This window comes from Roseomonas alba (assembly GCF_019430885.1).
Taxonomy (GTDB): Bacteria; Pseudomonadota; Alphaproteobacteria; order Acetobacterales; family Acetobacteraceae; genus Neoroseomonas; species Neoroseomonas alba.
In genome coordinates, this window is record NZ_JAHYBZ010000004.1 from 322,531 (window position 1) to 344,508 (window position 21,978).

A 21,978-nucleotide genomic window follows, 5' to 3' on the forward strand; every position below is an offset into this window, starting at 1 on the left:
CCACGGCAAGGCGCGTTGACGTCATGAAGCCTGCACCGCAGGCTTTCCGCCAAACAATTGGGGGAGATGGCAATGGTCCAGCTTGCGCACTGGGCGCGACAGGATCCGGGAAAGATCGCGGCGCATTTCCCCGATCTTGGCGCCGAGGTGAGCTTCGGCGTACTCGACGCGCGGGCGAACCGGATCGCGCAATGGCTGATCGGGTTTGGACTGCAGCCGGGCGACGGGATCGCCATGCTGCTCGACAACCGGCCGGAATTCCTCGAACTCGCCTTCGCCTGCCGGCGGGCGGGGCTCTACTACACGCCGCTGTCGGTGCATCTGCGACCGCAGGAAGTCGCCTACATGATGACCGACGCGGCGGCAAAACTGATCATCGTCTCGCCGGGTCTGGCGGAACTCGCCGCGGCATTGCTGCGCGACGGCGCGACCGGGGAGGCGCCGCGCTTCGCGCTTGGCGAGGGTCTGCCCGGCTATGAGAGCTTCGAGGCGGCGGTCGCGGCCTATCCGGTGCCGGCTGCGCTGCCCGAACGGCCGGTCGGTCGGGAGTTCCTTTACTCCTCCGGCACGACCGGCCTCCCCAAGGGGATCAAGCGGCCGATGCTGCCCTGGGACAAGCGCGACGCCCCGGAATGGGACATGACCTGGAAGACGCTCTACGGCTTCGGCCCGGACATGGTCTATCTCTCGCCCGCGCCGCTCTATCACGCCGCGCCCCATGCCTATGTGCGCCGCACCATCACGGAAGGTGGAACCGCGGTCATCATGGCCAAGTTCGACGCGCTGCGCGCGCTGGACCTGATCGAGCGCCACCGCGTCACGCACAGCCAATGGGTGCCGACCATGTTCGTGCGCCTGCTCGCGCTGCCGGAGGCGGAGCGCGAGCGCTTCGACGTCTCCTCCCTCCGTGTCGCGATCCATGCCGCGGCACCCTGCCCCATCGCCGTGAAGCAGCAGATGATGCGGTGGTGGGGTCCCATCATCTGGGAATACTACGCGGGTTCGGAGAGCGTGGGGACGACGGTGGTCTCGCCCCAGGACTGGCTGGCACGGCCCGGCACGGTCGGGCGCCCGGTGAATGGCGTGCGGCTGCATATCTGCGACGACGACGGCAACGAACTGCCCGTCGGAGAAACGGGGCGCATCTGCTTCGAGGGCGCGCCGCGCTTCGCCTATCACAACGCGCCGGAGAAGACGGCCGCGGCCTACAATGCACGGGGGTGGGCGAGCCTCGGCGATCTCGGCCGCGTGGATGAGGAGGGCTGGCTGTATCTCTCGGACCGGCGGGCGGACCTGATCCTGTCCGGCGGCGTGAACCTCTACCCGGCCGAGATCGAGGCGGTGATCGTGCAGCACCCCGGCGTCGCTGAGGTCGCCGTCGTCGGCATCCCAAACGCCGATTTCGGGGAGCAGGTCCATGCCGTGGTCGTGCCACGCGACCCGCACGCGGACACCGCGGCCTTGCAGGCCGAACTCGAAACGCGGTGCCGCGAGAAACTTGCCGGGCCGAAGCGCCCACGCTCCTGGGAGTTCGTCGATGACCTCCCGCGCAGCGAGGCCGGCAAGCTGCTGCGCAGGATCCTGAAGGAGCGCTACCTCACCCCGTCCTGAGGCCCAGCCGTTCCACGCGCTGCCGCTCGGCCGCGTAGGTCTCGAGCAGGTTGCGCGCGTAGTCCTCGCTGCTCAGGTATTCGACCGGCTGGTCGAGCCGCCGCAGCGTCGCGAGATGCGCCGGATCATAGAGCGCGGCCTTGAACCCGTCATGCAGGGCGCGGGTGACCGCCGGGTCGAGCCCCGCCGGCCCGGCGAGCCCATAGGGCGAGGTCACGACCATATCCTGGTAGCCGAGTTCGATCAGCGTCGGCACGGTCGGCCAGCGCGGGGACCGTTCGCGCACCCAGACGTTCAGCAGGCGCAGCTTCCCCTCATCGACGAGCTGTCCGATGCCGGAGCCGGCGGCCTGTGCCTCGATATGCCCGCCCATCAGCGCCGGCGCGGCTTCGGCCTCGCCCCGGAAGGGAACATGGATGACGTCGAGATTCTCCCGCGCCGCGAGATCGACCATGGTCAGGTGCGGCGTGCCGTTCGCGCCGGTATTGCCGATGCGGACCTCTCCCGGGCGTCGCCGCGCATCTGCCACCAGATCCTGCCAGGTGCGATAAGGACTTTCGGCCGAAACCAGCACGCCGAACAGGTAGCCGGTCAGGTGGATGATCGGCGTGAAGTCCTTGGTCGCGTCATAGGGCATGCGCTGCATATGCGGCAGGCGCAGCACCGGCAGGGTGATCTGCGCGACCAGATAGCCATCGGGCCGTGCCCGCGCGACCGCCGCTGCGCCCAAGGTGCTTCCGGCGCCGGGCCGGTTCTCGACGAGCACGGTCTGGCCGAAATGCCGCGTCGCGGCCTCGGCGAAGGAGCGCATCTGCACATCCGTGGCACCGCCCGGCGTGAAGGGCACCAGGATGGTGATGGGCCTGTTCGGAAAGCGCTCCTGCGCCGCCGCGCCCTTCACGAAAGGCGCGGCCAACGCGGCACCCAGGGCACCGCGTCGCGTGAATACCGTCATTCTTGTCCTCCCTTCCCGCGCGTCACAGCGTCCGCGCGATGATTTCCTTCATGATCTCGGAACTGCCGCCATAGATGCGGCCCACCCGGGCATCCGCCCAGGCGCGGCCAATCTCGTATTCGGCCATGTAGCCATAGCCGCCATGCATCTGCAGGCAGTCATCCAGCAGCTTGTTCTGCATCTCGGTGCCGAGCAGCTTTGCCGTCGCCGCCATCTCGATCGACAGGCCGCCCTGCATGTGCAGCGCCAGGCAATGGTCGGCGAAGACGCGGAACATGGTGGCGTTGGCCTTCAGCTCCGCGAGCTTGAAGCGGTTGTGCTGGAAGTCGAAGACGGTCTGGTTGAAGACCTTGCGATCCTTGGCATAGGCGATGGTGGTGTCGAGCATCGCCTCCATCGACGCGGCCGCGCGGATGGCGATGATCAGCCGTTCCTGGGGCAGGTTGCGAATGAGGTAGGAGAAGCCGCTGTTCTCCTCGCCGAGCAGATTCTCCGCCGGCACGCGCACCTCGTCGAAGAAGAGTTCCGAGGTATCGGCGGCATGCAGGCCGATCTTCTCGAGGTTGCGGCCCTTGGTGAAGCCGGGCGTGCCTTCCTCGACGCAGATAAGGCTGATGCCCTTGCGGCCCGCAGCGGGGTCGGTCTTGCAGACCACGATCACCAGCCCACAATTCTGGCCGTTGGAGATGAAGGTCTTCGACCCGTTGATGATCCAGTCAGACCCGTCGCGCCGCGCCGTGGTGCGCACCGCCTTGAGGTCCGATCCCATGCCCGGTTCGGTCATGGCGATGGCGGTGATTATCTCGCCGCGCGCCATGCGCGGCAGCCAGTCGCGCTTTTTTTCGGGCCGGGCGAGGTCCTCGACATAGGGCACGACGATGTCGGAATGCAGCGGGAAGCCGATGCCGGAGGCGTTGGTGCGCCCGATCTCCTCGATGATCACGGCGGAATAGCCGAAATCGGCGCCGGCGCCGCCATACTCCTCGGCCAGCATGGGGCAGAGCAGCCCCTCCGCACCGGCCTTGCGCCAGACCTCGCGCGGCACGATGCCGGCGTGCTCCCAGTCGCGGTGGAAGGGCACGATCTCACGTTCGAAGAAGCGGTGCACCTGGGCGCGGAACAGCTCGTGCTCGGTCGTGAAGACGGGGCGCACGGTTGCGGCGGCCATGTCCATGGGCGGGTCCTCCGGTTTGCTTGGCCGCAATGCTACCGTGCGGCCGGTGCGGCTGTCAGTGCCGTCGCGATCTCCTCCGGCGACAGGCCCCAATCTGCCAGGGCAGCCGCCCCATCGGCGCCGCGCTCCGGCGCGGGGCGCGGTTCGGGCGGCGGCGTGCGGGAAAAGCGCGGGCTCGGCATGGGCTGGAAGCCGCCGGCGCGGGGGAAGAAGGTGCCGCGCGCGACATTGTGCTGATGCCGGGGCGCTTCCTCGAGGTCCAGCACCGGAGCGACGCAGGCGTCGCTGCCTTCGAAGACCGCGGCCCAGTCGTCGCGTGTGCGCGTGCGGAAGATGGCCGCGAAAGTCCTGCGCATGGCAGGCCAGCAGGCCGGATCATTGCGGTCTGCGAACTCGGCGGCCTCCAGGCCCAGGCCCTTCAGCAGCAGCGCGAAGAACTGCGGTTCCAGGGCGCCGACGGCGACGTACTTGCCATCCGCGCAGTCATAGGTGTCGTAGAAGGGGCAGCCGCCGTCCAAGCGGTTGGTGCCACGCGCATTGCGCCAGGCGCCGGCCGCATAGCGCCCGAAGAAGGCGCCCATCAGCGTCGCGGAGCCATCCGTCATCGCCGCATCCACGACTTGGCCACGACCGCTGCGTGATGCCTCGAAGATCGCGGCCATGATGCCGTAGGCGAGCAGCATCCCCCCGCCACCGAAATCGCCGACGAGGTTGATCGGCGGCACGGGCCGTTCACCGGCACGCCCGATCGACCCCAGCGCGCCGGTCAGGGCGATGTAGGTGATGTCGTGCCCCGCGGCTCGCGCCAAGGGCCCGTCCTGCCCCCACCCCGTCATGCGGCCATAGACCAGGCGCGGATTGCGCGCCTGGCACGCCTCCGGCCCCAGGCCGAGGCGCTCCGTCACGCCGGGGCGGAAGCCCTCGACCAGCACATCCGCGGCTTCGACCAGCTTCAGCACCGCCGCGACGCCGGCCGGCGATTTCAGGTCGAGCGCGACGCTGCGCCGCCCGCGCCCGAGCACGTCATGGGGATCGCCTTCCGTTGGCCCTTCGGGTCGGTCGATACGCAGCACCTCCGCCCCGAGATCGGCCAGCATCATGCAGCAGAAGGGACCGGGCCCGATGCCGGCGAGTTCAATCACGCGAAGACCGGAGAGCGGGCCGGGCATGGGTCAGCGCCCCTCGAATTTCGGCGGGCGCTTCTCGCGGAAGGCCGCCACGCCCTCGACGAAATCCGCGGAGTTGCGGATCGCGGCCATGCGCTGGCCATGGATCGCCATCTGCTCGGACGGGCCGCGGGGGATGATGTCCTCGGTGACCATGCGCTTGATCTCACCCACCACCATCGGCGCCATGCCGAGCAGTTCGGTCGCCCATTCCTTCGCCTTGGCCAGCGCCTCGCCTTCCGGCACCACCTCATTCACCAGGCCGACACGTTCCGCGCGCTGCGCATCGATGATGCGGCAGAGCAGTGCGATCTCCATCGCGATCTTGTGCGGAATGCGGCTGACCAGGCCGGCGATCATGCCGCCGGTCAGGCCGAGCTTCGCCTCGGGATAGTAGAACTTCGCGGTCGATCCGCAGACCATCAGGTCGCACATCATGGCGAGCACGATGCCGCCACCGACGCACCATCCCTCGACCGCGCAGATCACCGGCTTGAGCGGCTTGAATCCCACGGTCGGAATGGCGCGCCACAGTTCCGGCGGGTCCGCGACATCGGCGCCGAAGGTGAAGGCGCGCGTGCCCGTCGCGGTGATGATGGCGCAGCGCAAATCGTCGCGCCGCTCGAACTCCTTCATGACGACCTGAAGCTGCTCGGCCATGGGCTTGCTGATCGCATTGCCCTTGGCCGGGTTGTTCAATGCCACGATGCGGATCGGACCTTCGTCCGTGACAGTCACCAATTCCACGTCAGTTCACTCCTGCTCCGGTACGTCGAATGATTTCCGCGAAGATCGCGCGGTCGCGCGTGATGCGGTTGGCGAAGGCTTCGCCGGTCTCGAAGGCGGGTCGCAGGCCGCCGATCGCCATGCCACGGGCCACCTGTTCGGATTTCAGTGCCTCATCGAGCGTCGCGGCGATGCGTTCGCAGACCGGTCGCGGCGTGCCGGCGGGGGCGGCAATGCCGAACCAGGACATGGCGCCACGGTCGGCAAGGCCGACCTCCATGAGTGTCGGCACGTCGGGGAATTCCGGGTGGCGCTGGTCGCCGAAGCTCGCCAGCGCACGCAGCCGGCCGTCGCGCACCATGGGAAGCGCCGCCGGGTCGCAGATCATCTGGATATGTCCCGCCACCAGGTCGTTCACCGACAGGCCGGACCCGCGATAGGGGACGTGTTCGAACTGGGCGCCCGCCTTCTCGCCGAAGATCTCGCACTGCATCTGAGTGATGGTGCCGTTGCCGGCGGACCCGAAGCGGATCTGTCCGGGATGCGCCTTGGCGTAGGCCACCAGCTCCTGGATCGTACGCACCGGCAGCGAAGGGTTCACCACCACGAAGGCATCCGAGGCCGCGATGCGTGCAATGGGGACGAAATCCCTGTCCACGTCATAGGGCGGCCGCATCATGGTCGGACTGATCGTGAAGATCGCGGTGGGAAAGAGCAGCAGCGTGTGCCCGTCGGGCCGCGCGCGGGAAACCATCTCCGCCCCGATCGTGCCGCCGGCGCCGCCCCGATTCTCGATGACAATGGTCTCGCCGATGATGCGCGACCATTCCTGCATCAGCGGACGGGCAACATTGTCGGTGCTGCCGCCCGGCGGATAGGGCACGACCAGCACCACCGGGCGGCCATCCGGCCAGGCCGATTGCGCAAATGCCGGTCGTGCGAGCAGCCCGGCGCCAAGCAGCGGCAGGATGCGGCGATGCAGCGTCAGTGTCATGGCGTCTCCTCCTTCTTGAGCGTGGCGCGGGCATCCACGGCGATCGCCCCCTGCCCTGCCGCGCGCAGGATCAGCGGGTTGACGTCGAGTTCCACCAGGCGCGGGCCGAGATCGGCCGCGAGCCAGGATAGGCGTTCCAGCGCCGCGGCCGCCGCGTCGATGTCGGCGGGCGGGCGGCCGCGCAGGCCATGCAGCAGCGGGGCGACGCGCAGACCCTCGATCAACGCGCGCGCGGTCGCGGCGGAGACCGGCGCGGGCGCCATGCGCACATCCTGCAGGAACTCCACGAGGATGCCTCCCGCGCCCACGATCACCATCGGGCCGAACTGCGGATCATGCGTGGCACCGAGGAAGAGCTCGGCCTCACCGCGCGCCATTTCCTGCACGACGCAGCCCTCGGCCGCACCCGGCGCGGCGTGGTCGAGCGCCGCGATGATGTCGGCGAAGGCGGTACGCAGCGCGTCCTCGTCCCGCAGGTTCAGCCGCACCAGGCCGAGATCGGATTTGTGCACCACCGCGCGGCTGACGCCCTTCAGCACGACGGGGAAGCCGATGGTGCGCGCAGCGGCAACAGCCTGATCCGCCGTGGCGGCGGCGGCTTCACGCGTCACCGGCAGGCCGTAGGCGGCGAGCAGGCGCTTCGCTTCGCCTTCGGTCAGGACGCCGGACGGCAAGGCCGACGCCGGGCCGGTGCCTGCCGGGCGCAACGGCGCGTCGCCAGCGACACGGCCGGCGGCGGCGGCATCCAGCGCGCGCGCCACGGCCAGGGCATCCGCCATGCGGTCGTAGAAGGGAAAATCCGCGGCGCGCATCACCGCGCGCGACGCATCGCCCACCGCCCCCGCTGTCATCAGATACAGCAGCGGCTTGCCGCCCTCCCGCGCCAGCGGCGGGAACAGCGCCGTGCGCCCGGCCATGTCAGGCTGCGTCGTCATGGGCACGACCACGGCGCCGACATCGGGGTCCGCCATGAAGGCACGGATGCATTCGGCAAGTCCGTCGCCGCTGGTGCCTTCATGGAAGGACCCCGTATCGACGGGCAATGCCACATGGCTGTCCGGCATCCAGCGCCCGAGCACCGCCCGCGTCTCCGGCGCCATCCGCGCGATGCGCAGACCCACCCCCGGCATCATGTCCGCAAAGGTCACGGTACTGCCGCCCGACGACGCAATCGGTGCCAGGCCAAGCCCCGGCGCCGGCCAGCGTGGCAGCCGCACCGCCGCGTCGCAGGCCAGCACCATCGCCTGCGGGTCTTCCATCACCACCGCGCCGGCATCGCGGCAGATCGCCTCGAAGGCCGGGAAGGCGCCGGCGAGGCTCGCCGTGTGCGATCGCGCCGCCTGGGCGCCGGCCTCGCTGCGCCCGGCCTTGACGATGAAGACCGGCTTGCCGGCCGCGCGCGCCGCGTGCAGCGACGCCCGGAAGCGTGCCGGCTCCCGCAGCCCTTCGATGTAGAGGCCGATCGCCCGCGTCGCCTCGTCCGCGACCAGGTGTTCCAGGAAATCCTCCAGCCCCAGATCCGCCTGGTTGCCGACCGAGACGCAGCAACTGAACCGCGCCCCGTGATGCCGCCCGAAGGACAGCAACGTGCCCATCAGCGCCCCGGACTGGCTGACCAGGCCGATCGATCCCGGCGCGTAATTTTCCTCCTCCAGGGCGAGGCTGGAGGACAGCATCGCCCGCCCGACCGGGTTGAAGATGCCGAGGCAGTTCGGCCCGACCAGCCGCATCCCCGCGCGGCGTGCGATGGCCAGGACGCGGTCCTGCAGTGCCGCGCCCTCGGGCCCCGCTTCCGCGAGCTTGCCGGTGATGATGATGCAGGCGCCCACGCCGGCGGCGGCGCAATCGGCGATCTGCGCCTCCAGCGTGGCCGCCGGCACGGCGAGGATCGCGACATCCGGAGGCTCAGGCACCGCGCTGACGCGCGGATAGGCCGGCAGGCCGCGGATCGTCGCACGGTTCGGGTTGATCGGCAGCAGCCGGCCCGGAAAGCCGTGCTTCTGAAGATAGTGGATCACCCGCCCGCCGAACTTGCCGACATCGTCCGACGCGCCGACCACCGCGACGGATCGCGGCGCGACGATGCGCGCGACCGGCAGCGGCCGCGCCACTCTCGTAGTTCCCTCCAAAGCCCGTCTCCATCCGCGGGTTCGATGGAGGCAGGCTAGGGCAGGTTGCGCGGCGCGTCAGCCCACTGGATCGGCCCGGAAGCCTTTTCCCCAACGCGACAGCCGCGCATGGGATGGCGAGGGGAAATGCGCGAAGCAGAGCAATGTCTGTGCTTCGCAGGCGCATTCCAGCACGCGCCGGCGGGTCTGCGCCGCTATGGCCGGGTCCCAGTCGGCGCGCATGCTGATCTCCGGGTAACGCGCCTGGAGCGGGGAATGGATCAAGTCGCCGGTGAACAGCGCCTCCTGCCCCGCCGAAACGACGCGCAGCGCGACATGGTGCGGCGTATGGCCGGGCGTGGGTTCCAGGCGGATGGCGTCGGTGATGGCGTAATCATCGGCGACCATCTCGGCCCGTCCGGCCTCGACCACCGGCAGCACGGAATCGGCGAAGGGATAGGCGTGCGCCTTGGCGTGCTCGCCGGCCCAATAGGCATATTCCTCGGCCGAGAAGACGTAGCGTGCCTTGGGGAAGGTCGGCACCCAGCGGCCATTCTCCAGCCGCGTGTTCCAGCCGACATGGTCGACATGCATATGGGTGCACATCACGATGTCGATATCCTCGACCGTCAGGCCGAGGGTGGCGAGGCCGCGCATATAGGCCTCGCCGCGCATCCGGTTCCAGAAGGGGTGGTTCGGGCGTTCCTTGTCGTTGCCGACGCAGGTGTCGACAAGGATGGTGTGGTGCTTCGTGCGCACCACCCAGGACTGAATGCACAGCACCAGCTTGCCCGTCACCGGGTCGAGCGCCATCGGCTCGAGCCAGGCGCGGTTCTCCGCCAGTAGTTCCGGCGTCAGGTTGGGGAAGAAGGTGAGCGGATCGAAGAGCGGCGTCTCTTCCTCGACGATGCGCTGGATGGTGATGTCGCCAAAGGCGAAGCTCGTGGTCATGACTGTCCCCTTCCCTATCGTGCCTCATGGTCGCGCGGTGCGCGCAGCAGCACGATGCCGACGATCAGCGCCGGCACGCCGCTGGCCGTGAAGCCGAGCCCATAGCTGCCCGTCGCGATCAGCACGCCGGAATAGACCAGCGGCAGAAGCAGGCCTCCGAACTGTCCGAAGGACAGCACGCCGCCCGTCACCGCGCCATGCTGGCCGGGATCGGCCAGGCGGGAAGCCTCGGAGAGCAGCACGCCGTGCCAGGACATCGCTGTGGCACTGAGCACTGTCGCCACGATGCCGATCAGGAACAACGGCCATTGCGCATTGAGCAGCGCCATGGTCGCAGTGCCGCCTGCCATGCCCAGGGCGAGCCAGCACATCACCATCGGCGGCTCCACATGCCCACTGCCGAGCCAACCCCAGAACAGGCGCCCCGGCACCGCGATCACCATCGCCATCGAGAAGACGAAGCCCGCTGCCGCCAGCCCATGGCCAAGCTCCGTCAGCGCCACGACGAAGTAGGAGGTGAAGACGGTCTGCAGCCCGTTGAAGGCGAAGCAGGCGAAGGCGAGCCGCCGCAGATCCGGCGCGGCGAGCACGCTCGTCAGCGTCCGGTGGAAGTCCGACAGGCGGAAGGACTGGCTCGGCTTCCGGTCAGAATCGAACTGCGCGCGCAGCGGCTGCAGCATCACCGCGAAGATCAGGCAGGCCGCGCTGGCGATCAGCAGCGTGCCGCGCCAGCCGGTCAGGCCGGTGAGCCAGGGGCCCAGCACGCCCGCGGCCAGCAGTCCCACGGGCACCGCGGTCTGCTTGATGGCATAGATCAGCGGCGCACGTTTGGGCGGCGTATAGTGTCCGAGTAAATGCGAGCTGGCCGGCGTGGACATCGCCGCCGCCCCGCCGCCGATCACACCCGAGAGCAGGAAAAGCAGCACCGGCCCCACTGTCGCGAGAGCCATGCCGAGGCCGAGCAGCACCAGCGCCACCTGGCTCATCCGCAGCGCGCCATGGCGCAGGATGAAGGACCCGCAGCCGAGCTGGAACAGCAGAGCCGAGGCCGCCTGCGCACCGACATAGATGCCGAGCCAGGCGGGGTCGATGCGGAGATCCTCGAAAATCGCGGGCGCGATGATGGGGGGCAGCGAGCGGCCGACCGTCGCGAAACTCTGCTGGAGGAACATCGCCGAGAGAGCGAGCAGCAGCAGCTTCTTGGCGTGATCGAGGCGCATGTCGCTCCGTCGTGGTCCCCGTCGCGGGCCGAGGGCTCCGCCGAGGCAGCACGATAGGCACAGCGAAGCGAGGCTGCGAAGCCCCCTGCCCGATTGTGCGGCGCCATTGCCACCTCGGCGGGCAATGTGTGACTGTGCAGGGCAATTGGTCTTTCCTGGTGCCTTGCTCCGATGACGGGCTAGCCTTTTGATGCGGCACGTCAATCACGCCAGGAGACCGGCCATGGGCTTCCGCCGACTGCGCACCACGCTGCTCGCCGCCGCCATCGCTGCCGCCCCGATGATCGCCGCCCCGGCCCAGGCCCAGCAGCGCCCGATGGTGTGGGGCGACAGCCTGCCGGCCACGCTCGACCCCCACGCCATCTTCGACGTGCCGAGCCAGTTCATCCTGCTCAACGCCTATGACGGGCTCTATCGCTACCAGGCCAATCCGCCGCAGCTCGTGCCTTGGCTCGCTGCGAGCCACACGACCAGTGCCGACGGCCTGACCTGGGAGTTCACGTTGCGCCCGGGCATCAAGTTCCAGGACGGCAGCGACCTGACGGCCGACGACGTCGTCTATTCCTTCCGCCGCCTGCTCGCGATGCGGCGCGCGCCCGCCGCCGCCTTCACGCCGGTGCTGAAGCCCGAGAACGTCACCGCGGCCGGTCCGCTCACCGTGCGCTTCGTGCTCTCCTCGCCCTATGCACCCTTTCTGTCCGCGATGCCGCTCGTCGCCATCGTGAACCAGCGCGCCATCGCGCCGCATGTGCAGGGGGACGACTGGGGCACGGCGTGGCTGTCGGCAAATGGCGCCGGGTCAGGCGCCTATCGCATCGTGCCGGAGACCTATCAGGCGCGGGTCGCGCTCGACATGGAACGCTTTCCTGGCCACTTCATGGGCTGGTCGCACAATCAGCGCCCGATCGAGTCGGTGCGGTCACGGCCGGTGATGGAAACCTCGACCCGCGTGCTGGCTCTGCTGCGCGGCGAGATCGATGCGACGGACTCCTACCTGCCGACCGATCAGGTCGAACGCGTGGATCGCAATCCCCGCACCCGCGTCGCCCGCGATGAGAGCATGCGTGTCTTCATTATCCGCATGAACAACCGCAAGCCGCCCTTCGACAATCGCGATGCACGCCTGTGCTTCGCGCATGCCTTCAACTACCAGGGCTTCAACGAGATCGTGCTGCGCGGCCTTGTCGTCCGCAATGCTGGGCCCAACCCGAACAACCTGTGGGGCAATCCGCCGGACCTGCAGCCCTACAACTTCGACCTCGCCGTGGCGCGCCGGCATTGCGATGCTGCTCGGGCAGCGGGTGCACCGCTTGATCGCGAGATCGAGATCCATATCCAGAGCGAACTGGAGCAGACCGTCCAGGCCGCCCAGATGTTCCAGGCCGACCTACGCCGGCTCGGGGTGAACCTGCGCATCGTGCCGAACACCTGGCCCAATATCACCGCGGCCACCGCCCAGGCGCAGACCACGCCGGACATGTGGATCCACTGGGTGTCGACCTATTTCGTCGATCCGGAGAACTGGATCGGCCAGATGTATGACAGCCAGTTCCACGGCACCTGGAAGGCGAGCTCCTGGTACACCAATGCGCAGGTCGACGCCCTGCTGCGCCAGGCGCGCGGCAGCCTGGACCAGGCCGAGCGTGACCGGCTCTACCAGCAGGCGACGCGCCAGGTGGTGGCCGACAGCCCGGACATCTGGGTGTACAACACGCTGAACCTGCGTGGCCTGTCGCGGCGCGTGCAGGGCTACCAGTTCTCTCCCGTCGGGTCGGGCGGCGAGATGCGCCTGATGTCGCTGGAGAACTGATCGCGACGTCATGGCGCGCTATATCCTGCGGCGTATCCTGCTGACCCTGCCGGCCCTGTTCGGCTTGGTCATCCTGACCTTCGTGCTGTCGCGCGTGATCCCCGGCGATCCGGCGACAGCCCTGGCCGGCGATGCGGCGACGCCGGCCCAGATCGCTGATATCCGGGCCCGCTACGGGCTCGACCGGCCGATCATCGAACAGGCCGCGATCCATGTGCGGCAGGTGGTGACCGGCGATTTCGGGCGCAGCATCTTCTCCGGCCGGCCGGTCGCCGAGGAAATCGCGCAGCGCCTGCCCGCCACGTTGGAATTGACCTTCGTCGCGTTGTTCCTGGCGACGGCGCTGGGCATTCCGCTGGGGCTGCTGGCGGCGTTGGACCACAACGGGCCGGTCGATCATCTGGTGCGGGTTCTCTCCGTGGGCGGGCTTGCCATCGCCTCCTTCTGGCTCGCGATCATGCTGCAACTGTATTTTTCCATGGACCTCGACATTCTGCCGCTGCGCGGGCGCATCGACGTCGCACTCGGCATGCCGCCCCGGGTGACAGGGTCGGTGCTGATCGACAGCCTGCTCGCCGGACGGCTCGACATGTTCGCGAGCGCCTGCCGGCACATCGTCCTGCCGGCGGTGACGCTCGCCCTGCCCGGCCTCGCCACCATCGCGCGCTTCACGCGCTCTGGCGTGCTCGAGACGCTGCAGAAGGACTTCGTCCTCTATGCCCGCGCGGCGGGCTATGGGCGGGTGCGGCTCGCGGCGATCTACGTACTGCGCAATGCGGTGAATGTGACGGTAACGCAGATCGGCCTGCTGTTCGGCGCACTGATCTCGGGCGCCGTCGCGGTGGAGGCGGTTTTCGACTGGCCGGGCCTCGGTACCTATGCCGTGCAGGCGATCCTGGCCGCGGACTACAAGGCGCTGCTCGCCGTCACGCTGGTGGTCGGCGTCGTTTATGCGGTCGTGAACGTCGTGGTGGACGTTGTGCAGGCGCTGATCGATCCGCGCGTCGCGGAGGATCACCGGTGACCGCGCTGCGCCATATCTTCCGCGATCCGGTCGCGGCCTTCGGCCTGCTCATCGTCATCTTCGCACTGGTGGTCGCGGTCTTCGCGCCCTGGCTCGCGCCCTACCCGGACGATGCTTTCGAGAGCCACATCCTCCAGCGTCTGCGCCCGCCCTCGACGGAATTCCCCTTCGGCACGGACAATCTCGGGCGCGACATCTTTTCCCGCGTGATCCTCGGCACGCGCAACGCCTTCGCGGTGGCGATCACGGTGGTCGTCGCGGCGATGGCGATCGGCGTGCCGGTCGGCCTCGCCTCCGGGTGGCGGGACAATTGGGTGTCCGACACGCTGATGCGCGTGACGGATGTGTTCCTTGCCGTGCCGCAGCTCATCCTCGCGCTCGCGCTGGGGCAGCTCATGGCGCCGGGGATCGGTACGGCGATGGTCGCGCTCGCGCTGACCTACTGGCCCTTCTTCGCGCGCACTGTCTATGCCGAAACGCGACGGCTGCGCGGGTCGCTCTTCGTCGACGCGCTCGCCGGCATCGGGGCTAGCCCGACGCGCATCCTGTTCCTGCATGTGCTGCCGAACGCCGCGCCGGCCATCCTGGTGCGCGCGACGATCGGCATGGGCTTCACCATCCTGACCGCGGCGCTGCTCGGCTTCCTCGGTGTCGGCGCGGCACCGCCCTCGCCCGATTGGGGGCTCGCCGTGTCGGAGGCCCGGCAGCATCTGCCCGAAGCCTGGTGGTTCCCGACTTTCCCGGGCCTGGCCATCCTGCTGCTGGTGCTGGGCTTCAACCTGTTGGGCGACGGGCTGCGCGATGCGGCCGATCCGCGCCTGCGCCGGTCCCGCCGATGACCCGCCCCATCCTTCAGCTCGAGGGCCTGGCCGTGCAGCTCCGCACGGAGGCCGGCACGGCGCGCATCCTCGACGACGTCACCTTCAGCGTGCCGGCGGGCGGCAGCCTAGGCATCGTCGGCGAGAGCGGCTGTGGCAAGTCCACGCTGCTGCGCGCGATCCTTGGCATTCTGCCGCGTGGGGCAGAGACGCCCGTCGGCAGCATCCTCTTCGAAGGGCGCGACATCCTCACCGACCGCGCCGCCTCGGCACGCGGGCGCATCGGCTTCGTGCCGCAGGATCCCTATCTCTCACTCAACCCGGTGTTCCGCGCGGGGGACCAGATCCTCGAGATCATGCGCCGCCACGCGCCCGGATCGCGCCGCGACCATCGCGCCCGCATCGTCGAGCTCTTCCGCGCCGTGCAACTGCCCGACCCGGAAGGCGCGCTGTCGAAGTATCCGCACCAATTCTCCGGCGGCCAGCGCCAGCGCCTGCTGATCGCCGCGGCCCTGGCCTGCGACCCGTCGCTGCTGGTGGCGGACGAACCCACCACCGCGCTGGACGTCACCACGCAACGCGAGATCCTCGCACTGCTGCGGCGACTGGCGACGGAGCGCGGCCTCGCCCTGCTGTTCGTGACCCATGATTTCGGCGTGCTCGCGGCGGTCTGCGATCGCGTCACGGTGCTCTATGCCGGGCGCGTGGCGGAAGGCGGGCCGACCCGCGCGGTGCTCGACGCGCCGGAGCACCCCTACACGCGCATGCTGCTCGCCTGCCATCCGGATCGCGCGACGGATCTGGTGGGCATTCCCGGCGCCGTCCCGGCGGCCACTGCCCAACCCTCAGGCTGCCGCTTCCATCCGCGCTGCCCGATCGCGCGCCCGTCCTGCGCGGAAGCGCCACCGCCTGCCATCGCGATCGGCGACCGCGTCGTCGCCTGCCCCTATCACGCGGAGCCGATCCTTGCCTGAGATCCTCGGCGCGACAGACCTCGTCGTCGAACTTGGCGCGCGGAAGGGGCTGCTGCGCAGCCGTCCGGGCGTGCGCGCCGTGGATGGTGTCGATCTCGCGGTACAAGCGGGCGAGACCTTCGGCATCGTCGGCGAGAGCGGCTGCGGCAAGACGACTCTCGCCCGCACGCTGCTCGGACTGCAGCGCGAGAGCGGCGGCGTGATCCGGCTCGAGGCCGGCACCGTGTCGGGCCAGGAGCCGCGCGCGGCACGCGCCTCCCGCGCCGCGGTGCAGTATGTGCATCAGGATCCGGGCGCGGCGCTCGATCCCTGGTGGCGGGTCGGCGCGACGCTCGCCGAGGGCCTGCGTATCCACGGCGTCACCGATGCGGCGGAACAAACGGCACGCATCGCGGAGATGCTGACCGCCGTTGGCCTCGCGCCCGCCATGGCGGATCGCTACCCGCATGAACTATCCGGCGGGCAGCAGCGGCGCATTGGATTGGCGCGCATCCTGCTACTGCGGCCGAAGGTCGTGATCCTCGACGAGCCGACGGCAGGGCTCGACCTGTCCGTGCAGGCCGCCGTTCTGCGGCTGTTGCGCGATCTGCGGGACCGCTTCGGCCTGACCTATGTGTTCATCTCGCACGACCTGTCCGTGGTGCGGCGCGTCTGCGACCGCGTCGCGGTGATGTATCTCGGCCGCATCGTGGAACAGGGCAGCGCCGAGGAACTCTTCGCCACGCCGCGCCATCCCTATACCCGCGCGCTGCTGGCCGCCGCACCGCATCTCGACGGGCGTGAGACCGGCCCCGCCCTGAAGGGCGACCCGCCGAGCCTGCGCGCCATCCCGTCCGGCTGCCGCTTCCATCCGCGCTGCGCCATCGCCGTCCCCGATTGCGCCATGCGCGATCCGGTGCTGGAACCGGCCGGCCCGGACCACATCGTCGCCTGCCATCGCTGGCGAGCCGCCTGAAGGCACCGCCCATGTCATCCTGCGATCCCGTCACGCTCGAGATCATCCGAGGCGCCGCACGCGCTGCCCAGGCGGAAATGGAGGCGTTGCTCGAGCGCACCGCCATGTCCGCCTTCATCCGCGAGAAGAAGGATTTCTACACCGCGCTGTTCGATGCGGATGGCGCGATGGCGGTGGGCAGCGACCTGCCGATCTTCGGCGACATCGTCGGCCCCGTCGCCGAGCGCTTTCCGATCGAGACCATGCGCGAGGGCGACCTCTACTGGTACAATGACTGCTACGGCAGCCGCGGCGCGGTGTCGCATTCCAACGACCAGGTCTTCCTCGCGCCCGCTTTCCACGATGGCAAGCGCGTCGGCTTCGTCATGGGCTGGGCGCATTTCTCCGATATCGGCGGGCTGCGTCCCGGGTCGATCAGCCCGGATGCGACGGACCATTTCCAGGAGGGCATCATCATCCCACCCTCGCGCCTGATGCGCGACGGCGAGATGAATGAGGACCTGCTGCGCACCTTCTGGCGCAACAGCCGCTTCCCCACCCAGTCGCAGGGCGATACGCGCGCATTGATGGCCGCGGTGCGGCTCGGCGAGAAGCGCCTGTCCGAGATCGCCGGGCGCTTCGGGCCCGATGTGCTGGCCGATGCGTTCCGCCAGTTGCTCGACCGCACCGAGGCGATAGTGCGCGCGAAGCTGGCTGCCATCTTCCCGGTCGGCACCACGCGCTTCGCCGACACCATCGACACGGACGGGCATGGCAACGGCCCCTTCACCCTGCGTCTCGCCCTGACGCGCAGCGCGGATGACCGCTTCACCTTCGACGCGACCGAGACCGACGACCAGGCGCCGGGACCGGTCAATCTGCTGATGCATCCGGATGTGCCGGGCATGGCGCTCGGCCTCTACGTGCTGCAAGGAACAACGGGGCAGGTACTGAATGCCGGGGCACCACGCGCCATCGACGCGGTGCATCTGCGGGAGGGCTCGTTGCTCGCGCCGCGTGCGCCGGCGCCGCTCGGGCTGCGCGGCGTCACGATGATGCGGCTGCTGGCTGCGCTGCATGGACTGGTCGCAGTCGCGCAGGGCGGCCAGGCGCCGGCCGCGCATTCCGCCTATGTCGTCATCGCGCTGCGCGGGATGGCGGGCGGGAAGCGCTTCCTGCTGAGCGACGGCATCGGCGTCGGCTATGGCGCGCGCCCCTTCGCCGATGGCACAGACGCCGTCTATTTCGTCGCGCAGGAAAACTATCCGGCCGAGTTCATGGAACTCACCTATCCGGTGCGGCTGCGGGCCTATGGCATCAACTGCGATTCCGGCGGCGCGGGACGCTGGCGCGGCGGCTGCGGCGTGGTCCGGGAATTCGAGGTTCTGGCCGATACCGCGATGCTCGCCGTGCGCATCGACAGCGTGGTGAACCCGCCCTGGGGCGTGTCCGGCGGGATGAATGGCGGCTCCGGCGGGGCGACGATCGGTGGCCGGCCCATCGCGCCGCTCTCGGACGGCAACATGCTGAAGAAGGGCGACGTCTTCCGCATCGAGACCGGCGGCGGCGGCGGCTGGGGCCACCCCTTCGACCGCCCCGCTTCCGACGTCTTGGCCGATGTCGCCGGCGGTTTCGTCAGCATCGAGGCCGCCGCGCGCGACTATGGCGTCGTGATCCGCGACGGCGCGATCGACGCCGCCGAGACCGAGGCGAACCGCGCCACCCGACCGGCCTCCGGCCTGTTCCACCGCCGGGAGTATCGCGATGCCGTCGCGTGACCTGCTCGTCGCCGTCGATATCGGCGGCACCTTTACCGATGTCACGCTGCAGGATGCCGCGACGGGCCGCGCCTGGACGGCGAAGACGCCCTCGACGCCGCGCGATCCCTCGGAGGGCTTCATCGCCGGCGTGACGCAGGCGCTGGCGGAAGCCGGGCGCGACGCCGCCGAGGTCGCGCGCGTGCTGCACGGCACCACCGTCGCAACCAACATGATCCTGGAAGGCCGCACCGCGCCGACCGCGCTGATCACCACGCGCGGCTTCCGCCATGTGCTGGAGATCGGCCGCGCTGACTTGCCGCGACGCGACAATCTCTGGGCCTGGGTGAAGCCGAAGCGGCCCGTCCCGCCGGGCCTGGTCTTCGAGGCCGCCGGACGCATCGCCGCCGATGGATCGGAACTGGAAGCGCTGGACGAAACCGCGGTTCGCGATGCCGCGCGCGCAGCCAAGGCGGCCGGCGTCGCCGCCATCGCCGTCTGCTTCCTCCATGCCTTCGCCAACCCCGCGCATGAACGCCGCGCCCTGGCCATCCTGGCCGAGGAGGTGCCCGACCTGGCGCGCACCGCATCCGTCGATGTGCTGCCCGTGGTGCGCGAATACGAACGCAGCATGGCCGCCGTGCTGAATGCCGCAGTGATGCCGGCGATCTCCGGCTACATCGCGCGGCTAGAGGCACGGCTGGATGCGGCCGGCGTCGCCGCACCGCTGCTGCTGATGAAGTCGAATGGCGGCGTGGCCGGCGCCGCGGCGATCCGGCGCGCGCCCGCGCAGACCGCCCTGTCGGGCCCCGCGGCCGGTGTCGTCGGTGCACGCGCCGTCTGCGCGGCGGCGGGTGTGGCGGACCTCATCACCGTCGATATCGGCGGCACCAGCGCGGACATCTGCCTGATCGCGCAGGGCGAGATCGGCCTGACCCAGCATGGCCGCGTCGGCCCCTGGCCGCTGCCGCTGCCCATGGTGGACATGGTGACGATCGGCGCGGGCGGCGGGTCCATCGCCCGTGTCGGGACCGACGGCACGCTGACGGTCGGCCCGCAGAGCGCCGGCGCTGATCCCGGCCCGGCCTGCTATGGCCGCGGCGGCACGGAAGCGACGGTGACGGATGCGCATCTCGTGCTCGGCCACCTGCCGGACCGGCTGCTGGGCGGGCGCATGGTGCTCGACAGGGCGAAGGCGCGCATCGCGGTTCAGGCCGTCGCCGACGCGCTGCTCCTGCCGATCGAAGACGCCGCGCGCGGCATCCTCGCCATCGCCGACAACAACATGGTGGGCGCGATCCGCGTCGTCTCGGTAGAACGCGGGCATGATCCGCGCGACTTCACCCTGGTGCCCTTCGGCGGTGCGGGGCCGTTGCATGGCTGCGCGCTGGCGGAACTGCTCGGCATCACGCGTGTACTGGTGCCGCCGAGCCCGGGCGTGCTCTGCGCACAGGGCCTGCTGGCGGCAGACCTGAAGGCCGAGTTCAGCCGCACCGTCGCCGAAGCCCTGGACGGTGCTGACCGCACGCGGCTGGAGGCCACCTTCGCCGCGCTGGAAACCGAAGCCGCCGACTGGTTCGCACAGGAGGCCGTCGCGCAAGCGGATCGCAGCACGCGCCGCGTCGCACTCATGCGCTACGAGGAACAGGGACACGAACTCGCCATCCCCTGGCCCGCGGATGGCGATCTCGCGGTGCTCGGAGCGGATTTCGCGGCCGCGCATCGTGCGCTCTACGGCTTCGACCTGCCGGACGTCGCCGTGGAGATCGTCACCCTGCGCGTCGAGGCCGCCGGTGCTCTGCCGACCCCCGCGTCCTCGCCACCCCTGGGCGGCGCGGCGGAAGGCGCCATCACGGGCCATCAGACCATCCGCCTGCGCGACGGCGCCGTGGAGGCGCCGATCATCGATCGCGTGCGGCTTGGCCCCGAGGCGACCTTCGCCGGGCCCGCCATCGTCACGCAGCTCGACGCGACCACGCTGGTCGCGCCGGGCTGGCAGGCGCGGATGGATGCATCCGGCGCCCTGCTGCTGACGCGGTCAGCCTAGCGCGGCCAACGCGTCGGCGAGCGCCGCTTCGGCTTCGCGCAGCGCGAAAGCGAGGCGGTTGCCGGCGCGGCGCGCATCCACCGCGGCGAATTTCTCCGCATCGCTGCCGGCGTCCGTCGCCGCCAGGTCACGGATCGGCTGCAACACCGCCCAATCGGGCAGCGGCAGCGCATGCGGATGCAGGAAACGATCCCCCTCCGCATAGTCCATCGGCACCAGCGCGCGGGAGACGCGCATCAGCGCCGGATTGACCCGCTGCGCCGCCGCCGGTGTCGCACTGCCGGCGCGCGCGGTGACCTGCCGCGCGGCCTCTTCCACACGCGCCGCAGCCGCCGCGAGATGGCTCAGATCGAAACACCCGGACAGCGCGCCCTCCAGCGGCACGAGCGCCTCGCGCAGCGTCGCCGCCATCGCAGCGTGATCCAGCGGCAGCACCGTGTCCGACAGCAGCCGCCACACCGCCTGGCCCAGCACGCGCGTGTCGCGCACGAGATTCGCCTCGTCGATCTTGTCGATCAGGTCGTCGGGCGTATGCCACCACCAGCCGAGCGCATTGCGCGCCGCCGCATGGCTCTTCGCCTGCTCGCTGATCGACCCGAACATGGAGGGGATGCCGATGCCGACGAAGCTCTCGTCGCTCCTGCGATTCTTGCGCTTGCCGACATAGGGCTGGTTGGCGTGACGCGTCACCGCCTCCTCGGCGAGCTTCCGGAGTTCGGCCATCGCCGCCGCATGGGTCAGCACCGACGCCCCGACGCCGCCCAGACTGTCCACATTCACATGCGCGACGCAGCGCCGGTCGAGCTCATCCCAATGCGTGTCCGCATACCAGGCCGATCCCGAATAGCGCCCATGCGAATGCCCCGACCAGAAGCACACCCGCAGACCGCGCTTCCAGCCGGCGCGGCGCCCGGCGCAGAGCCGCGCGACCTCCATCATCCCGGCATTGGCCGAGCCATTGTCCATCACGCCGAAATACCAGGTGTCGTGATGGCCGGAGAGCATCACGAAGCTGTCCTCCCCACCCGCTGGCGCATCGAGTTCCGCGACCAGGATCGGCGTCTTGCGCCAACCCGTATCGACCTCGGCATTCAGCGTCACGACCGGTTCCTTCCCGGCCGCAAGCGCATCGCGGATCGCGATGCCATCGGCATGGCTCACCGAGCACACGACGGTGTTCGGCATTTCGCCGATCGTGCTCGCCCCCGGGCTGCCCCAGACCGGTGAGATGCACATCTCATGGATGTGCTCGTGATGGCTGATGTGCAGATGGCCGGCGGCGCCCGCCCGCATCGCGCGCTGCGCCGTGGCCGGCGTCGCCATGCCCTCGATCAGCAGGATGCGGCCGCGCAGGTCCTTGCCGGCGAAATCCGCGGGACTACCGCTGCCGACATGGACCGGCACGCCCGACAGCCCGCCCGCCGGCGACGGCTTCGAGAAGGATTGCGTGATCGCCTTCAGCGGCTTGCCATCCACCAGCACCGAGGCCTTGCCCGGCAGGCTGATGAAGGCATCGTGGAGGATGACCTCCGTGCGGAAGCCATAGTCCCGCATGCGGCCCTCGACGAAGCCGAGCGCCTCGCGCTCCTCCGTCGTGCCGGACAGCTTCACCCAGCGAGCGATCTCGCGCAGGTTGGCCATCATCTCCGGGCCGCTGACCTCGTCCGTGAGCGTTCCAGCCACATCATCCTCCTGCGCCGTGCGGCATG

17 protein-coding genes are annotated in these 21,978 nt (G+C 69.6%); 8 read left to right on the forward strand and 9 right to left on the reverse strand.

The annotated features are described in order from the left end of the window. Positions 1-72 precede the first annotated feature (72 nt). Positions 73-1,611, forward strand: coding sequence for an AMP-binding protein (locus KPL78_RS13245; RefSeq protein WP_219763435.1), 1,539 nt, complete (start codon positions 73-75; stop codon positions 1,609-1,611). Here KPL78_RS13245 and KPL78_RS13250 read toward each other — a convergent pair. From KPL78_RS13250 to KPL78_RS13285, 8 genes are all read right to left on the reverse strand, one after another. Then, positions 1,598-2,566: a tripartite tricarboxylate transporter substrate binding protein gene (locus KPL78_RS13250; RefSeq protein WP_219763436.1), complete on the reverse strand. Its 969-nt coding sequence runs from the start codon at positions 2,564-2,566 to the stop codon at positions 1,598-1,600. The genes KPL78_RS13245 and KPL78_RS13250 overlap by 14 nt on opposite strands. Before the next feature lie 22 nt (positions 2,567-2,588). Then, on the reverse strand, positions 2,589-3,740 hold the full coding sequence (locus KPL78_RS13255; protein ID WP_255568957.1) for an acyl-CoA dehydrogenase family protein: 1,152 nt from the start codon (positions 3,738-3,740) through the stop codon (positions 2,589-2,591). A 32-nt stretch (positions 3,741-3,772) separates the two neighbouring features. After that, the gene (locus KPL78_RS13260; RefSeq protein ID WP_219763437.1) at positions 3,773-4,909 is read right to left on the reverse strand and encodes a CaiB/BaiF CoA transferase family protein; all 1,137 of its coding nucleotides are present in this window, start codon (positions 4,907-4,909) and stop codon (positions 3,773-3,775) included. Positions 4,910-4,912: 3 nt separating this feature from the next. Next, positions 4,913-5,653: an enoyl-CoA hydratase/isomerase family protein gene (locus KPL78_RS13265; RefSeq protein WP_219763438.1), complete on the reverse strand. Its 741-nt coding sequence runs from the start codon at positions 5,651-5,653 to the stop codon at positions 4,913-4,915. A gap of 1 nt (position 5,654) precedes the next feature. Continuing rightward, the gene (locus KPL78_RS13270; RefSeq protein WP_219763439.1) at positions 5,655-6,626 is read right to left on the reverse strand and encodes a tripartite tricarboxylate transporter substrate binding protein; all 972 of its coding nucleotides are present in this window, start codon (positions 6,624-6,626) and stop codon (positions 5,655-5,657) included. Next, positions 6,623-8,737: an acetate--CoA ligase family protein gene (locus KPL78_RS13275; RefSeq protein ID WP_219763440.1), complete on the reverse strand. Its 2,115-nt coding sequence runs from the start codon at positions 8,735-8,737 to the stop codon at positions 6,623-6,625. The genes KPL78_RS13270 and KPL78_RS13275 overlap by 4 nt, the downstream gene beginning before the upstream one ends. A 75-nt stretch (positions 8,738-8,812) precedes the next feature. Then, positions 8,813-9,685: an MBL fold metallo-hydrolase gene (locus KPL78_RS13280; protein WP_219763441.1), complete on the reverse strand. Its 873-nt coding sequence runs from the start codon at positions 9,683-9,685 to the stop codon at positions 8,813-8,815. 14 nt (positions 9,686-9,699) lie between these two features. Then, positions 9,700-10,905 (reverse strand): MFS transporter, encoded by a 1,206-nt coding sequence (locus KPL78_RS13285; RefSeq protein ID WP_219763442.1) that lies wholly within the window; start codon positions 10,903-10,905, stop codon positions 9,700-9,702. A 223-nt stretch (positions 10,906-11,128) separates the two neighbouring features. Between KPL78_RS13285 and KPL78_RS13290 the strand changes: the two genes are divergently transcribed. From KPL78_RS13290 to KPL78_RS13320, 7 genes are read left to right on the forward strand one after another with little or no spacing between them, the layout of a single operon-like run. Beyond that, positions 11,129-12,715: an ABC transporter substrate-binding protein gene (locus KPL78_RS13290; protein ID WP_219763443.1), complete on the forward strand. Its 1,587-nt coding sequence runs from the start codon at positions 11,129-11,131 to the stop codon at positions 12,713-12,715. Between the two features lie 10 nt (positions 12,716-12,725). Beyond that, positions 12,726-13,739: an ABC transporter permease gene (locus tag KPL78_RS13295; RefSeq protein ID WP_219763444.1), complete on the forward strand. Its 1,014-nt coding sequence runs from the start codon at positions 12,726-12,728 to the stop codon at positions 13,737-13,739. Continuing rightward, entirely contained in the window at positions 13,736-14,578 is an 843-nt protein-coding gene (locus KPL78_RS13300; RefSeq protein ID WP_219763445.1) for an ABC transporter permease, read from the forward strand. Before KPL78_RS13295 ends, KPL78_RS13300 begins: the two co-directional genes overlap by 4 nt. Further along, complete coding sequence (locus KPL78_RS13305) at positions 14,575-15,531, forward strand: ABC transporter ATP-binding protein (protein WP_219763446.1); 957 nt, start codon at positions 14,575-14,577, stop codon at positions 15,529-15,531. Before KPL78_RS13300 ends, KPL78_RS13305 begins: the two co-directional genes overlap by 4 nt. Then, entirely contained in the window at positions 15,524-16,486 is a 963-nt protein-coding gene (locus KPL78_RS13310) for an oligopeptide/dipeptide ABC transporter ATP-binding protein (protein ID WP_255568960.1), read from the forward strand. Before KPL78_RS13305 ends, KPL78_RS13310 begins: the two co-directional genes overlap by 8 nt. Before the next feature lie 11 nt (positions 16,487-16,497). Next, entirely contained in the window at positions 16,498-18,243 is a 1,746-nt protein-coding gene (locus tag KPL78_RS13315; protein WP_219763447.1) for a hydantoinase B/oxoprolinase family protein, read from the forward strand. After that, positions 18,230-20,269: a hydantoinase/oxoprolinase family protein gene (locus KPL78_RS13320; RefSeq protein WP_219763448.1), complete on the forward strand. Its 2,040-nt coding sequence runs from the start codon at positions 18,230-18,232 to the stop codon at positions 20,267-20,269. The genes KPL78_RS13315 and KPL78_RS13320 overlap by 14 nt, the downstream gene beginning before the upstream one ends. On the opposite strand, the gene KPL78_RS13325 is transcribed toward KPL78_RS13320, so the two are convergent. Beyond that, a complete protein-coding gene (locus KPL78_RS13325; protein WP_369412747.1) occupies positions 20,261-21,952 on the reverse strand; it encodes a M28 family peptidase in 1,692 nt (563 codons plus the stop codon). The genes KPL78_RS13320 and KPL78_RS13325 overlap by 9 nt on opposite strands. Between the last annotated feature and the right edge of the window lie 26 nt (positions 21,953-21,978).